Source organism: Streptomyces sp. NBC_00285, assembly GCF_036174265.1.
GTDB lineage: Bacteria > Actinomycetota > Actinomycetes > Streptomycetales > Streptomycetaceae > Streptomyces.
Genome location: NZ_CP108055.1, coordinates 8,257,957 through 8,272,751, shown reverse-complemented (window position 1 = coordinate 8,272,751; position 14,795 = coordinate 8,257,957). Strand labels below are relative to the sequence as shown.

11 protein-coding genes are annotated in these 14,795 nt (G+C 72.1%); 4 read left to right on the top strand and 7 right to left on the bottom strand.

Translation table 11 applies throughout. The features are described from left to right. Positions 1–31: 31 nt before the first annotated feature. Positions 32–928, bottom strand: coding sequence for a LysR family transcriptional regulator (locus tag OHT57_RS37960; RefSeq protein WP_328751306.1), 897 nt, complete (start codon positions 926–928; stop codon positions 32–34). A gap of 80 nt (positions 929–1,008) precedes the next feature. Here OHT57_RS37960 and OHT57_RS37955 point away from each other — a divergent pair, with 80 nt between their 5' ends. Beyond that, the gene (locus OHT57_RS37955; protein WP_328751305.1) at positions 1,009–1,965 is read left to right on the top strand and encodes a DMT family transporter; all 957 of its coding nucleotides are present in this window, start codon (positions 1,009–1,011) and stop codon (positions 1,963–1,965) included. A gap of 138 nt (positions 1,966–2,103) precedes the next feature. On the opposite strand, the gene OHT57_RS37950 is transcribed toward OHT57_RS37955, so the two are convergent. The 4 genes from OHT57_RS37950 to OHT57_RS37935 form a co-directional block, all read right to left on the bottom strand. Next, positions 2,104–2,826, bottom strand: coding sequence for a 3'-5' exonuclease (locus tag OHT57_RS37950; RefSeq protein ID WP_328751304.1), 723 nt, complete (start codon positions 2,824–2,826; stop codon positions 2,104–2,106). A gap of 128 nt (positions 2,827–2,954) precedes the next feature. Then, the gene (locus OHT57_RS37945; RefSeq protein WP_328751303.1) at positions 2,955–4,199 is read right to left on the bottom strand and encodes an SAV2148 family HEPN domain-containing protein; all 1,245 of its coding nucleotides are present in this window, start codon (positions 4,197–4,199) and stop codon (positions 2,955–2,957) included. Positions 4,200–4,313: 114 nt separating this feature from the next. Further along, positions 4,314–5,636, bottom strand: a complete 1,323-nt coding sequence (locus tag OHT57_RS37940; RefSeq protein WP_328751302.1) for a copper amine oxidase — start codon at positions 5,634–5,636, stop codon at positions 4,314–4,316. A gap of 59 nt (positions 5,637–5,695) precedes the next feature. Next, the gene (locus OHT57_RS37935) at positions 5,696–6,517 is read right to left on the bottom strand and encodes a Tat pathway signal sequence domain protein (RefSeq protein WP_328751301.1); all 822 of its coding nucleotides are present in this window, start codon (positions 6,515–6,517) and stop codon (positions 5,696–5,698) included. Between the two features lie 194 nt (positions 6,518–6,711). Here OHT57_RS37935 and glgX point away from each other — a divergent pair, with 194 nt between their 5' ends. From glgX to OHT57_RS37920, 3 genes are all read left to right on the top strand, one after another. Next, entirely contained in the window at positions 6,712–8,841 is a 2,130-nt protein-coding gene (glgX, locus tag OHT57_RS37930; RefSeq protein WP_328751300.1) for a glycogen debranching protein GlgX, read from the top strand. 60 nt (positions 8,842–8,901) lie between these two features. Continuing rightward, a complete protein-coding gene (treY, locus tag OHT57_RS37925; RefSeq protein ID WP_328751299.1) occupies positions 8,902–11,262 on the top strand; it encodes a malto-oligosyltrehalose synthase in 2,361 nt (786 codons plus the stop codon). 365 nt (positions 11,263–11,627) lie between these two features. Then, complete coding sequence (locus tag OHT57_RS37920; RefSeq protein ID WP_328751298.1) at positions 11,628–12,878, top strand: M14 family zinc carboxypeptidase; 1,251 nt, start codon at positions 11,628–11,630, stop codon at positions 12,876–12,878. A 27-nt stretch (positions 12,879–12,905) separates the two neighbouring features. Here OHT57_RS37920 and OHT57_RS37915 read toward each other — a convergent pair whose 3' ends face one another. Together OHT57_RS37915 and OHT57_RS37910 are read right to left on the bottom strand one after the other, a co-directional pair. After that, on the bottom strand, positions 12,906–13,334 hold the full coding sequence (locus tag OHT57_RS37915; protein WP_328751297.1) for an SSI family serine proteinase inhibitor: 429 nt from the start codon (positions 13,332–13,334) through the stop codon (positions 12,906–12,908). Beyond that, positions 13,331–14,695 carry a M14 family zinc carboxypeptidase gene (locus OHT57_RS37910; RefSeq protein WP_328751296.1) on the bottom strand — a complete coding sequence of 455 codons (1,365 nt, stop codon included), beginning with the start codon at positions 14,693–14,695 and terminating at the stop codon, positions 13,331–13,333. The genes OHT57_RS37915 and OHT57_RS37910 overlap by 4 nt, the downstream gene beginning before the upstream one ends. Between the last annotated feature and the right edge of the window lie 100 nt (positions 14,696–14,795).

Below are 14,795 nucleotides of genomic sequence, written 5' to 3'. Positions count from 1 at the left end.
CCGGCGCTCCCCGTGCCCCTGGCGGGTCCTGTCACCCCTGGACCTTTCGTGCTGCCCTCCTCAGTTCTGTCAGAACCGTGCGGACCGCCCTTCTCGCCGTCCTCTCCGGGCGGTACAGGGCGTCGATGTGCCGTCTCGCCTGAACGCCGCTCAGGGGTCTCAGTGCCAGGGCCGGATGCCGCCGCGTCGTCCAGCGGGGCATCAGTGCCAGGCCTCCCCCCGCTGCCACCGCCTCCGCCGCCACCGCGAACTCGTTGATGCGGTGGGCCAGATGGAGGCGGTGACCCGATGCGGCGGCGATCGCCTCGATGGTGGCCATGACCGGGAAGCCGTCGTGGACGGTGATCCATGGCTCGCCGGCCACGTCATGCGGGGTCACCCGGCGTTTGGCGGCCAGGGGGTGGTCGGCGGGCATCGCCACGTCCAGGGGTTCGTGCAGCAGCGTGGTCACCGTGACCGTGCGCGGCCAGGGCGGGGCGTGGTCGAGGCGGTGGGCCAGGACGAGGTCGTACTCGCGGGTGAGGCGGGGGAAGTCCTCCTGGGGGACGTCCTCGTCGGCGAGTCTCGGAACCGGGGTGCCGGGTCCGGCGAGGGCGCGCAGCAGAAGCGGGAAGAAGGCCGCGCCGGCGCTGTGGAAGGCCGCCACCGAGACCTCGGCGTCGGGCCGGTCCACGAACTCCTCGACCGTGTGTCGGGCGCGCGCCAGCGCCGTCTCCACCTCGATGGCCGCGTCCGCGAGGGCCTGCCCGGCGTCCGTGAGCACCAGCCGGCGACCGTCGCGCTCGGTCAGCGGCACCTCGGCCGAACGCTGGAGCAGCCGCAACTGCTGTGAGATCGCCGACGGAGTCACCAACAGTGCCTCGGCGACCGCGGTGACGCTGCCCAGTTCGCCCAGCTCCCGCAGGATCCGCAGCTGTCTCTCGTCCATCACAACAGTGTAGGAGTACTGAAAGATCGCTTAAGAAACTCGCTCTGGGCTTCAGAGACGGAGGGGTGCAGGGTGGGCGGGTGTCCGACGCCCGCCGTACCGACTCGGTACTCCTGCTGGTCGCGATCGTCTGGGGATCGAGTTATCTCTCCGCCCAGACGGCGACGTCCGCCCTCCCCGTCCTGCTGGTTCTCTTCGCCCGCTACGCCCTGTCCGCGGTCGCCTGTCTGGGTGTCGTCGCCTCCCGCGGGCGAAGCCCGCGCCGGTGGACGCGGGCCGAAGTGCGCGCCGGCATCCCCCTGGGCCTCACCCAGGCCGCCGTCCTGCTCGTGGAGACCTACGGCGTCGCCCACACCAGCGCCGCCAACGCGGGGCTCATCATCAGCCTGACCATCGTCCTCACCCCCCTTCTCGACCGCACCGGTCACGCGGGCGGTCTGCCGGCCGTCTTCTACGCCGCCGCCGGGCTGTGCGTCCTGGCCGTCGGGGTCCTGATGGCGGGCAGCGGCTTTCACGCGCCCCGGCTCGGAGATCTGCTCATGCTCGGCGCGGCGGTCGTGCGGGCGGGCCATGTGGCCCTGGTCGGCCGGCTCACCTCGGGCCGGGCGGTACGGCCACTGCACCTCACGACCCTGCAGACCCTCGTCGGCACGGCACTGTTCCTCGTCCCGGCCGGGCGTGATCTGCCGACCCTGGCCCGCGCGGACGCCGCCACCTGGACGCAGCTGCTGTATCTCGCCCTGTTCTGCAGCGTGTTCGCCTTCCTCGCCCAGACCTGGGCGGTGCAGCGCACCTCGGCCAGCCGGGCCAGCCTGCTGCTGGGCACCGAGCCGATCTGGGCCGCCGCGGTGGGAGTCGTGCTGGGCGGCGAGCACTTCACCGCGCTGACCGGACTCGGCGCGGTCATGATGGTCACCGGCACCTACTGGGGGCAGTCAGTGGAGCGAGCCCACCGCACAACCACCCTGCGCCGCCACGAGGTTCACTCCACCGAAGAGGACCCCAGATCCCCGGCCACGACACCTACGGCCGTCTGATCTCCCCGCTCGTCGCCGATCCGGGCGTGCTGGCACAGCCCCGGCAGCACTTCACCGCAGCCCGCCCCGGCCGGTCGCCGCGCGCCTCGGGCGCCCACCACGAGCGGCTCACCGAGGCGCGGGTGGCGCCGCCCCCGCTCACACCGTGTGGTCGGCCGGCTCGCGCAGCGGCCAGGTGCCGTCGACCACCGCCGTCGCGTCGCCCTTGCGGCGCAGGAAGCTCTGGAAGTCCGCCGCCCACTGCGCGTACCACTCGATCTGGCGGCGGTGCAGGTCCGCCGGGCCGAGGGCGGCGACCTTGGGGTGGCGGTCGGCTATCGCGCAGGCCAGCCGCGCCGCGGCGAGGGCGTCGGCCGACGCGTCGTGGGCGGCGTCGAGCGGGACGCCGTACTCCGTGCAGACCGCTTCGAGGTTGCGCTTGCCGCGGCGGTAGCGGTCCACCGAGCGGTCGATGGTGTACGGGTCGATGACCGGGGCGGGGTCGAGGCCGCCCAGGCGCTCGCGCAGGGACGGCAGGCCGTAGCGGCGCAGCTCGGCGGAGAGCAGGCTCAGGTCGAACGCGGCGTTGTACGCGACGACGGGGACGCCCGTCTTCCAGTAGTCGGCGAGGACGTCCGCGATGGATTCGGCGACCTGGTCGGCGGGGCGGCCCTCGGCGGTCACCCGCTCGTTGCTGATGCCGTGCACCGCGACCGCGTCCGCCGGGATCTCCACGCCCGGGTCGGCCAGCCACTCCCGGCGCCCGGCGGGCTGCCCGTCCCTGACCTCGATCACGGCTCCCGTGACGATGCGCGCCTCGAGCGGATCGGTGCCGGTGGTCTCCAGGTCGAAGCCGATCAGCAGCTCTCGGTGCCAGCCCATGGGCGGTCCCCCTTCTTGGTGGTGCTTTCCCCCAGTGGTCTCCACCTTCCCATGGGCCACTGACAATCAGAGGACCGCGTTCCGCTTACCGCTCCCGGCACTTCGGGAGACAGACACACCGGAACACTTCAGGACACCGGACGCGAATCCACCCAGTTCGTCTCGAACTCCTCGCGGTAGGTCGGGAAGAGGCCGCTGTCGTCCACGTCGCCGGGCTTGACCACCCGGTGTCCGTTGCGCAGGACCAGGACCGGCGCCTCCATGCCCCGGGACCTGCGCAGGTAGGACTGCACGACCGCGATGCCGTCCGATCCGTCGCCGTCCACGAGGTAGGCCGTGAAGCGCGGGGTGTCGTCGTAGACCTGGATCTCGAAGGCGCCGGGGTCGCGCAGCCTCGACCGCACCCGGCGCATGTGCAGGATGTTCATCTCCACGGCACGACTCAACTCGCCGCGCTTCATACCCAGTTCACGCTCGCGCCGCTTGACCGCGCTGGACGCCGGGTTCAGGAACAGCAGCCGCACCCGGCAGCCGGTCTCGGCCAGCCGGACCAGACGCCGGCCGGAGAAGTTCTGCACCAGGAGGTTGAGGCCGATGCCGACGGCGTCGAGGCGGCGGGCGTCGCGGAAGATGTCCTCGGCGGGGAACTGCCGCAGCAGCCGCACCCGGTCGGGGTGGACGGCGACCACGTCGGCGTACCGGTCGCCGACCAGGTCCTCGACCGCGTCGACGGGCAGCCTGCGGGCGGACGGCACGTCGCCGCCGGCGCCGAGTATCTCCAGGAGCTTGGCCGAGGCGCGCTCGGCCTGGCCGAGGACCGCCTCCGACAGGGCCCGGTTGCGGGAGACGACGTTGCGGGTGACTTCCAGCTCGTCCAGGGCCAGTTCGACGTCCCGGCGCTCGTCGAAGTAGGGCTCGAAGCACGGCCAGTGCTGCACCATCAGCTCGCGCAGCTGCGGCAGGGTGAGGAAGCTGAGGACGTTGTCGTCGGCGGGGTCGAGCAAGTAGCCCTTGCGACGGCTGACTTCGCGTACGGCGACCGCGCGCTGGACCCACTCCTGTCCGGCGGGTCCGGCGGCGGCGACCACCCAGTCGTCGTGGCCGTGGACGGGTTGGTAGATGGGCCGCAGAACAGCGGCCACGACGGCCCGCAGCCGCTGTTCGACGAGGTTCAGCCAGATGTAGGCCCGGCCTGCCCGCTGTGCGCGTGTACGCACCTCGCGCCAGGCGTCGGCGTCCCAGTCCAGCTCCGGCCCGATGGTCGCTCCCGCGTCCATCGGCCGTGCCAGGGACACCGTGCCGGGCGGGACGTCTGCGGAGTTCCCCTCGTGACCCTCGTCACCAGGGGGCAACTCCAGCCCTCCGGAGCCCACCCGTGCACCGCCTTCCGCTCCCCCGAGCACTCCCGGGGGTTCGCCCCCACCCAACGATCAAGGAAGGGTACTCCGGGAGCGGTCGGCGGTGCAGCCGGATGGACAGGGTCAATCTCAACTACCGGGCTCCCAGTGTCCGTTCTGCCCGGCGAGCTCGGCGGGAGTGAGCGGATTCATAGCTGTGACGTCCCGGGGGGCGATGGAGAATCCCTGCCAGTGGACCGGCATGGGCTGCTGGTCCTCGTCGCGGGCGATGTGGTGGAATCCCACATTCATCCAGACCACCGGGTGCGTGAGGGTCTGGCCGTTGACCCACTTGTCGACGGACTTGCCCGCCGCGGTACCGCAGTTGCCGGTGTTGTTGCTGGCGAACTGCTCGCACGGGTTGTACTCGGTGAAGTACACGTCGTGCTTGGTGAAGCTGCGGCCCGGGTACTTGGTGCTCGGACCGGGGACGATCTCGTACGACCGCGGGTGCCAGTCCTTGTTCTTGCCGACCGCGCTGACCATGCGCCACCAGCGGTAGCTCTTGGCGTCGCCCGCGAGTTCCTTGGTGACCGGGGTGCGGGTCGTCTTGACGGTCGCGGTCTGCTGGCCCTGCGCGGCCGCGGTGACCGTCGAGTCGTACTGCTCGACCCGGTTCTTGGAGGAACCGTCCAGGGCGAAGTCCAGGCGCCAGAAGGCGTTGTGGCTGTGGCTGGTGGCCTGGGCGCGGGAGCCCTTGCCGATGGGCCAGCCGCGGCCGTCCCCGGCGTCGTAGTCCTCGTAGGACAGGCTCCCGGTCGCGCCGAGGTTCATGGTGATGGTGCCGTCGTCCTGGAAGCGCCACTCGGTCATGTACTCGTACCAGCCGACCTGGTTGACCGAGTAGACGAGGAGGTCCTTGCCCTGGGCCTGGAAGACCTTGTTCGCGCTGTCGCCCTGCATGCGGTAGGCGTGGCCGCGCGAACGCGTGGTGGTGCACAGGCCGTTGACGTTCGGGTGGTCCGGGTCCCAGGAGTCCGGGACCTTGACGCTCTTGATGGTGCCGCCGGGACACTCGCCCGGGTCCAGGTTCATCAGGCCCTGTGCGAAGCCGAAGCCCGTCAGGTCGTCGTACTCGACGCTGCCGTCGTCGTAGGGGACGTGGATCTGGCCGAGCCTGGCGCTGTTGAGGACCTTGATCGGCGAGGCCTCGCCCTTGGGCTGGTAGGAGATGTTCTCCAGGACGAGCCCGGCCTTGCTGTCGTAGCGCCAGCACATCCGCCAGGTCGTGCCGCTGGCGAGCTTCTTCTCGATCTTGTAGGCGGTGCTGCACTCCGCGGCCGCCGCCGCGGCGGCGGCCTTCGGCTGGGCGGCGGCCGGTCCCGCACCCGTCGTGACGCCGGCGGCCAGCGCGGCCACCGACAGGCCCAGCGCCGCGTGCCTGCGGGCACGACTGATTCTTTTGACGCGCATGAAGAAATGACTCCCTTGCACAAGGGGCGAGTTGGAAAAGTGAACCAACGGACGGTGGCTCAGCTGCCGAGCTTGGCGACCTTGCGGGCGCTCAGGTCGATCACGAAGGCCCTGGCGTCGATCCAGGGGCCGTTCTTCACCTTCGGGAACAGCCGCACGCAGCGGTGCTCGCCGCACTTGTCGAGGACGGCCGGCTGGCCGCCCGGGACCGCCCGGTACACCGCGCCGGTGAGCAACAGCTGGTCGGGGGAGGCGAGTTCCTTGCTGGTGGCGTCCTTGTAGTCGGACTTCAGGTCCGCGCCCAGCGGGTCGGCGATCAGAAGGCTCGCCGCCTCCGCGTACTCGGCGCCGCTCAGCGGCGGCTGAACGCCGTGCTGGGTGCCGGTCGCGACGACCTTTCCGCTGTCGAGGTCGACGGTCCGGGTGACGAGGGTGTCGTCCCGGTAGTCGTAGAACGTCACGTCCGCGCGCCGGGGCGCGTTCGGGTCGTCCAGTTCGTCGACCTTGGGGTCGGCGAGGTCGACGGTGAGCCGCTCGGGGCCGCGCTCGCCCTCGACGTCCTCACTGGCGTTGAACATCTGCCGGTTCACGGCGATCTGCTCGACCCGCTGGATCTCGTCGTCCGTGAGCGGGTCGCGGCCCTTGCCCTTCTCGCCCTCGGCGGCCGGCGCCGATTCGACGACCCCCGGCGCGACGGCCCCGTCCGCGCCCTGTCCCCCCTGCGCCGCGGACTGTCCCGCCGCCGCAGCCTTGCCGCCGCCGGTGTCGTCGGCCCCCGCCGTGCCCGGCAGGGTGATCCCGATCATCACGGCGGTCCCGGTGACCGCGATCGCCGCACCCGCCACCACCTTCCCGAGGTGGCGGTGCACTATCTTGCGCACATCTTCCCCCACTCCCCGGCCTGTCCCGGGAGTACGTGTCTGCCCCGATGTTTCGGCACAGAGCGATCCTGTGATCGTCCTGTGCTCTGGTCAATGGGTAAGAGGGACGTAAGTCATAGGTGGTTCCCTCACTTTCGTGGACACTCGGAGCCAAGGCGCCCCACGCGGCGCGGGACACCTGAAAGAGTCGGTTCATGCAGGTCTGGCCTGGAGAGGCATATCCACTCGGTGCCACGTACGACGGCGCCGGCACCAACTTCGCGGTCTTCTCGGAGACCGCGGACCGAGTAGAGCTGTGTCTGCTGCACGACGACGGCTCGGAAACGGCGGTGGAACTGCGCGAGAGCGACGCGTTCGTCCGGCACGCGTACCTGCCCGGCGTGATGCCCGGACAGCGCTACGGCTTCCGCGTGCACGGCCCGTACGCACCCGAGCGGGGTCAGCGCTGCAACTCCGCGAAGCTGCTGCTCGACCCGTACGCGCGCGCGATCAGCGGTTCCATCCGCTGGGGCGAGGAGGTGTACGGCTACCACTTCGACGAGCCCGACAAGCGCAACGACCTGGACTCGGCGCCGCACATGATGACGTCGGTCGTGGTCAACCCGTACTTCGACTGGGGCGACGACCGGCGGCCCCGGATCGGCTACCACGAGACGGTGATCTACGAGGCCCACGTCAAGGGCCTCACCATGCAGCACCCGGAGCTGCCGGAGGAGCTGCGCGGTACCTACGCCGCCCTCGCGCATCCGGCGATCATCGACCACCTGGTGGAGCTCGGCGTCACCACGCTGGAGCTGATGCCCGTCCACCAGTTCGTGAACGACCACCGCCTGGTCGACATGGGCCTGAACAACTACTGGGGCTACAACACCATCGGCTTCTTCGCCCCGCACAACGCGTACGCCTCCTGGGGCGACCGCGGCCAGCAGGTCCTGGAGTTCAAGTCGGCGGTCAGGGCGCTGCACGAGGCCGGTATCGAGGTCATCCTGGACGTCGTCTACAACCACACCGCCGAGGGCAACCACCTGGGGCCCACGCTGTCCTTCAAGGGCCTCGACAACCCGCAGTACTACCGCCTGACCGACGACCAGCAGTACTACATGGACACCACGGGCACCGGGAACTCCCTGCTCATGCGGTCCCCGCACGTCCTGCAGCTGATCATGGACTCGCTGCGGTACTGGGTCACCGAGATGCACGTCGACGGCTTCCGCTTCGACCTGGCGGCCACGCTGGCCCGGCAGTTCCACGAGGTGGACCGGCTGTCGTCGTTCTTCGACCTGGTGCAGCAGGACCCGGTGGTCTCCCAGGTGAAACTGATCGCCGAGCCGTGGGACGTGGGCGAGGGCGGCTACCAGGTGGGCAACTTCCCGCCGCTGTGGACCGAGTGGAACGGCATGTACCGCGACACCGTGCGGGACCTGTGGCGGGGCGAGCCCCGGGCGCTCGCCGAGTTCGCGTCCCGGCTGACCGGTTCGTCCGATCTGTACCAGGACGACGGGCGGCGCCCGCTCGCCTCGATCAACTTCGTGACCTGCCACGACGGTTTCACCCTGCACGACCTGGTCTCCTACAACGACAAGCGCAACCAGGACAACGGTGAGGACAACCGCGACGGGGAGAGCCACAACAGGTCCTGGAACTGCGGGGTCGAGGGCGACACCGACGACCCCGCCGTGCTGGAGCTGCGCGCCCGCCAGATGCGCAACTTCGTGGCCACGCTGATGCTGTCCCAGGGCGTGCCGATGATCAGCCACGGCGACGAGGTCGCGCGCACGCAGCACGGCAACAACAACGCCTACTGCCAGGACAGCGAGCTGGCCTGGGTGCACTGGCCCGAGGGCGCCGAGGAGGGGGCCGGGCTCGGAGCGGAGCTGCTGGACTTCACGCGAGCGATGGTGTGGCTGCGCAAGGACCACCCGGTCTTCCGGCGCCGGCGGTTCTTCCACGGGCGGCCCGTGGAGGGCACCCACGACGATCTGTCGGACATCGCCTGGTTCACCCCCGAGGGCGAGGAGATGACACAGCGGGACTGGGACCGGGCCCAGGCCTCGGCGCTGACGGCCTTCCTCAACGGCAACGCGATCTCCGAGCCCGGCCCCCGCGGGGAGCGGATCACCGACGACTCGTTCCTGCTGATGTTCAACGCATCGCCGAAGACGCTGGACTTCGTCGTGCCGGTCGACCACGGCCGGCAGTGGCAGGTCGTGGTCGACACGGCCCGCCCGGACGGGGTACCGCCGGGCACCGGGGCGAAGGTGGACGCCGGGGACCGGCTGACCCTGGTGGACCGCAGCCTGACCGTGCTGCAACGGCCTGTCTAGGAGGGCACACATGGAACACGCGATGACACGAAAGGCGGCAGGGCGGGTACGGAGAACTCCATGACACCTGAGCGATCCGACCCGGCGGTGCCGACGGCCACGTACCGGCTCCAGCTGCAGCCCGAGTTTCCTTTCGCGGCCGCGGCGGCGACCGTGCCGTACCTGGCCTCGCTCGGCGTCTCGCACCTGCACCTGTCCCCCGTCCTTGAGTCCGTGCCCGGTTCGACGCACGGCTACGACGTGGTGGACCACGCGCGCGTGCGTGACGAACTGGGCGGCGAGGAGGGCCTGCGGGCCCTGTCGCGCACCGCGCGGGAGCACGGGCTCGGCCTGGTGGTGGACATCGTGCCGAACCACATGGCGATGTCCCCGCGCCACAACCGTGCCCTGTGGGAAGTGCTGCGGGAGGGCCCGAAGTCGCCGTACGCGCGCTGGTTCGACATCGACTGGGAGACGCAGGACGGGCAGGTGCTGCTGCCCGTCCTGGGCAACCCGGTCGGCGCTGAGCTCGGCAACCTCACGGTGGACGGCGAGGTGCTGCGCTACTACGACCATGCGTTCCCGCTCCGCGAGGGCACCGAGGAGCTGCCGCTGCCGCAGCTCCTGGACGCCCAGTGGTACCGCCCCGTGTGGTGGCGGCTGGCCCGTACGGAACTCAACTACCGGCGTTTCTTCAGCATCTCGGAGCTGATCGGGGTGCGGGTCGAGGACCCGGAGGTGTTCGAGGCCACCCACGCCAAGATCCTCCAGCTGCTGCACGAGGGCGTGGTCGACGGGCTACGGATCGACCACCCCGACGGTCTCGCCGACCCCGACACCTACCTCAGGCGGCTGCACGAGGCGACCGGCGGACGCTGGACCGTCGTGGAGAAGATCCTGGCGGACGGGGAACAACTGCCCGCCTCCTGGCCGGTGGCGGGCACAACCGGCTACGACGCCCTGAGGCACGTCGACGGCCTCTTCACAGACCCTGCGGGGGCCGGGGAACTCCTCGGCCAGTACCGGCGGTTCGCGGCCCCGCAGACGGACCGCGGCGGCGACTGGGCCGCCACGGTACGGCGGGCGGCGTACAAGGTGATCACGCACGAACTGGCCGCCGAGACCGACCGGCTGACCCGGGTGGCGGCACGCGTGTGTGCCACGTCCCCGGAGCCCGCGCTGCGCGACCGCGCACCCTGGGCGCTGCGCACCGCGCTCCAGGAACTCCTGGTGCGGATGGAGGTCTACCGTCCCTACGGCTCCTCGGACGCCGCCGCCGTCGTCACCGAGGAGGCCGCGGCCGAGGCCCGGCAGGCGTTCGCGGTGCCCGAGGAGGCGGGTGCCGTCGACGTCGTACGGGACCTGGTGCTGGGGCGGGCCGGTGACGGGCCGGACCATGTGGAGTTCCGGACACGGTTCGCGCAGACGTCGTCGGCGCTGCGGGCCAAGTCCGTGGAGGACACGGCGTTCTACCGGTATGTGCCGCTGCTGTCGGCGACCGAGGTGGGCGGGAACCCCGGGCGTCCGGCCGTCCCGCCCGAGGAGTTCCACGCCTACTGCGCGCGCGTGCAGCGCGACTGGCCGCTCACGGGAACCGCGGTGTCGACGCACGACACCAAGCGCAGTGCCGACGTACGAGCGGCCCTGGCCGTGCTCACCGAATGTCCGCAGTGGTGGGCGGACACGCTGGCCGAGGTGACCCGCACCGGTGCGGGGGTGCCGGACCCGCAGCTGGCGTGGGCGGCCTGGCAGACGGTGTTCGGGCTCGGACCGGCGGCTCCTGAGCGGGTGTGGGAGGCGCTGCTGAAGCATGTGCGCGAGGCGGGTCTGTACACGAGCTGGACGGAGCAGGAGCCCGCCTACGAGGAGACGGTGAAGGCCTTCGTCGCGGCCGGGCCGTGCGGGCCGCAGGGCGAGCTGGTGACCGGTCTGCGGAGCCGGCTGGAGCCGCACATCCGGGCGAACGTGCTGGGCGCGGCCCTGGTGCAGCTGACGATGCCGGGGGTGCCGGACGTGTACCAGGGCACGGAGGCCGAGTACCTGGCGCTGGTGGACCCGGACAACCGGCGGCCCGTTCGGTTCCCGCCGCGGGACCCGGGCGACAAGGGCGCGCTGACGGCCGCCGCGCTCCGGCTGCGCCGGCGTCGGCCGGAGGTGTTCGGGGACGGGGCGGCATACGCTCCGCTGGCCGCGGAGGGCTCCGCCGCGGCGCACTGCGCGGCGTTCACCCGCTCCGGGGAGGTGGTCACCGCGGTGACCAGGCTGTCGCTGCGGCTGACGCAGGCGGGCGGCTGGCGGGACACGGTGCTGCCGCTGCCGCCCGGTGTGTGGGCCGATGTGCTGACCCCGGGGCGGGAGTTCTCCGGGCACGCGCGCGTGGAGGAGCTTTTCGGGGAGCTGCCGGTGGCGCTGCTGGAGCGGGCCGGCGACACCGCGGACTGAACGGTCCGCGGCGTCGTCCTCACGACCGGCTCACGCCCGCACACGCTCCCGGGGCCCGTGCCGGACGGCCGGCGTGCGGTGACGCGCGACGACGCGTTGCCCGCGCCGGGGCCCGCGGGGTCGGTACAGGTATCCGGCGGACGGTGCGCGAGGTGTTCGTGACACCGGAAGGGCCTGCGGCGACGGTCCGCGGCGGTCCGCTGTCGCGGGCGCGCCGGCACGGACCACCCTGCTGGCACCTACCGTCCTACCGGCTGACGGTAAATGCCCCTGGGCGCCCCCTGGAGCCTCCCCCACAGCGTCCTTGACACGTCCACCGGACCGTGGCGTACTGCGGAATGCGAAGCCGGGCGGACGTGTCGGGGGTGAGTCTCCTGCCGGAGCTGCGCTACCCCACGGTGTCCCAACTTGTCGCGTCCGCGAGGGCTCTGGCCGCACTGCGGCCAGGCGTCTGCCGCCTGAGGCAGGTCGGCGTCTCGCGCGCCGGCAGGCCGCTCCATCTGCTGTCGGTCGGCGATGCGCGCCGGGCCGTCCTGGTGGTCGCGGGCGCCCACTCCAACGAACCGGCCGGCGGCCCCGCGGCGCTGGCGGTGGCCGAACGGGTGCTGGCCGAGCGGGCGTTGAGGTCGGACACGTCCTGGCACTTCCTGCTGTGCGCGGATCCCGACGGCGCGAGTCTCCATGTCACCCCGGCGCCGCGCAGTCTGTTCGACTACCACCTGGGTTTCTTCCGGCCGGCCGGCGAGGAGCAGCCGGAGTGGGCGCCGTCGATGCTGCCGCCCGACCGGCTGCCGCCCGAGACCCGCACCCTGACCGGGGTGATCGACGCACTGCGGCCCTACCTCCAGGTGACCCTGCACGGCACCGATCTGGGCGGCAGTTGGGTACAGCTGACGAAGGACGTCCCCGGGCTCGCCGAGCCGTTCGCCAAGTCCGCGGCGGAGCTGCACATTCCGGTGGAGACCGGCGCCTCGGACGCGGCGGGCTGGCCCGCGTCCGGGCCCGGGGTGCATGTGATGCCGGCGCCGGGCGCGGGGGCGGCGTACCCGAGCATGCCGGACGACGCACGCCTCAGCACCTGGTACCACGCGCATCGCTACGGCGGTCTCACCGCGGTCGTCGAGGTGCCGATGTGGGCGAGCGACCTGGTGGACGACCCGGCGCCGCATCCGGCGCCGGCGGCGGCGATGCGGCGGCTGGCCGGCCGCCTGCTGCAGGACTCACGGGCGGTGGACCGGGTGCTGGCGGACGCGCTGCCCCGCCTGGAGGGTGTCGAGGGGCCGCTTCTGCGGGCCGCCACATGGAGCCTGGAGCTGGTGCCGGGGCTGGCCGCGGACTGGATCCGCACGCGCCCTGCCGACGACACGAAGGCGTACATCGGCAGCGTGGACGCGTTCGCCCGCCGGCTGCCGCTGCGGGCGGCGGCCATGCTGCTGCGGGTCCTGCGGGAGACCGACGACCGTGCCGCGCCGCGTCTGGAAGGGCTTGTCCGGGTGTGGAGCGACGCCTTCGCGGAACGCTTCCAGGCCCGCTGGGTGCCGTTGGAGCACCAGATCGAGCACCAGGCCCGCACGGTCGTGGCGGTGGCGCTGCACGCGCGCGATCGGGCCGGCTGAGCCGACGCCGCTCCACTCGCGCGGGCGTCAGCCGTCCAGCGCGAAGACCGCCCCGGTCCGGGCCCCCATCACGCATCCGTTGGAGAAGGTCTGCCGGTACTCGACCGGCCGGCCGTTCCACTGCCCGCGCGCCTGGGCGGTCACGGGCGCGTAGAGCATGGGGCAGAGGACGTCGGCGGGCGCAAGGGCGTCGACGGAGCCGCCGACGGCGTCGAGCTGGGCGCAGGCCTCGGCGGCGCGGCCGTGTCCCTGGGGCGGGTCGCACAGCAGGAGGGTGCCGCGGGTGTCGCTGGAGCGGCCGTCACCCTTGGTGACCATGAGGTAGAGGTAGTCGCCCCCGGCGGCCGCGGCTCCGGCCGACGCGGGGGCCGCCGCGGTGAGCAGCAGGGCGGCCGCCGCCGTGAGACCCGCGCGGGCGGCTCGTCGTACTGCTGTGGCTGTGATCGTGTACGTCATTCCTGATGCATCGGCACGGCGGCCTCGGAACCCCACCCGGACTCACCCGAACGGGAGCGGGCGGGCGCGTGCAGCGCGGCGAGTTCGAACGCGGCGAGCACGACCCGCGACTGGTACTCGATCTGGCGCGGGACCGGGATCCACTGCGCCCCGCACCCGTCGCGGTAGTCGTCGCACCAGGCGTCGATGAGCCGGTCCAGTTCCGGCAGCGCGCCCGCCGGGCCGGCGCCCGCGCGGGTCACGAGCTGGTGCAGCAGCCCGGCCGTGCGCAGGGCGAGGCGGCGCCCCGCGATGCGCAGGGCGGACAGGTGGCCGGTGCTGAGCGGCGGCAGCGGACGGACGCCGTCGGCGACGTCGGGGTCCCACGCGTCGGCGAGTCCGGGGCCGACCAGTAAATAGTCCTCGACCGGGGCGAGCAGCCGCGCCGCGTCCGGGGCACCCGAGACGTACGGGCGGATCCGCGCCAGGACGTCCTCCAGGATCCGCGCGTCCCGGCGCAGCGTGTGGCTGACGGTGCGCAGCACGGCGGCCGCGTCGGCGGGCGTACTGCTGTCCTCGACGGCGGCCACGCCCCACATGGGCGCCTCGACGACGGCGGTCACGGTGCCGTACCGGTGCGGGTGGTACCAGGTCGACTCGACGGCGGCCTCGGTGATGGCGGCGGCCAGGTCGCCGCGGCGGGGCGGCGGGATCCGGTAGACGGCGGGACCGAGGCACGGCCAGTACAGGGTGTCGTACGGGCCGAGCTCGCGCGGGATGCGCAGCAGGGCCGCGGTGTGGGCGACGCGGCGGGCGATGCCGGGCAGGTCGTGGGTGAGCTCGACGAAACCGCCGCCGACGTCGACGCCGTGCAGGGAGCACTGGAGGAAGGGCCGCAGCTCGTCCTGGAGGGCGAGGAGGGTGCGGGTCTCCGGGAGGGCGGCGGCCTCCGCGCCGTCGGGCAGCCATTCCGGCTGTTCACCGAAGCCCGGCCGGAAGAAGTTCCGGAAGTAACGGTCCAGGGAGTAAGGGCCGCGCAGCCAGCCTTCGTTGCGGCGCAGGCCGTCGGGGTCGAGGCAGAGCAGGAGGTTCCAGGTGGCGTCCGCGCCGACGGTGAGCCGGGGGTCGGCCAGGGCCCGCTCGGCCAGTCTGAGGACGGTGCCGCCGCCCACGGGCTCGTTGGCGTGCGGTCCGGCGACGACGAGTGCCTGGCGGCTGCCGTGGCCGACGGAGAGCAGCCACAGGGGGTTGCCCGCGCGGGAGGTGCCTGCCCGGCGCAGTCGGGCGTCCGCGGGATGGCGGGCCACGAGGGCTGCGGCCCGTGCGCCCAGCTCGTCGACGGTCGGGTAGCGGAGGAGGGGCGGCAGGGCACACCTCCACAATATGGTGCCGTCGATTCACCTGGTGTGCATGGTGTACGCACAGTCAGTCACGACTTGGGGGGTACGTCAACACCGCGCGAGGGAAAGGGTTTTGAACCGC

What these genes read in the sequence shown, in the direction of transcription:
- glgX (WP_328751300.1), top strand. Translation starts at nt 6,712, where the DNA reads ATGCAGGTCTGGCCTGGAGAGGCATATCCACTCGGTGCCACGTACGAC.
- OHT57_RS37915 (WP_328751297.1), bottom strand. Translation starts at nt 13,334, where the DNA reads ATGACGTACACGATCACAGCCACAGCAGTACGACGAGCCGCCCGCGCG.
- OHT57_RS37940 (WP_328751302.1), bottom strand. Translation starts at nt 5,636, where the DNA reads ATGCGCGTCAAAAGAATCAGTCGTGCCCGCAGGCACGCGGCGCTGGGC.
- OHT57_RS37950 (WP_328751304.1), bottom strand. Translation starts at nt 2,826, where the DNA reads ATGGGCTGGCACCGAGAGCTGCTGATCGGCTTCGACCTGGAGACCACC.
- OHT57_RS37960 (WP_328751306.1), bottom strand. Translation starts at nt 928, where the DNA reads ATGGACGAGAGACAGCTGCGGATCCTGCGGGAGCTGGGCGAACTGGGC.
- treY (WP_328751299.1), top strand. Translation starts at nt 8,902, where the DNA reads ATGACACCTGAGCGATCCGACCCGGCGGTGCCGACGGCCACGTACCGG.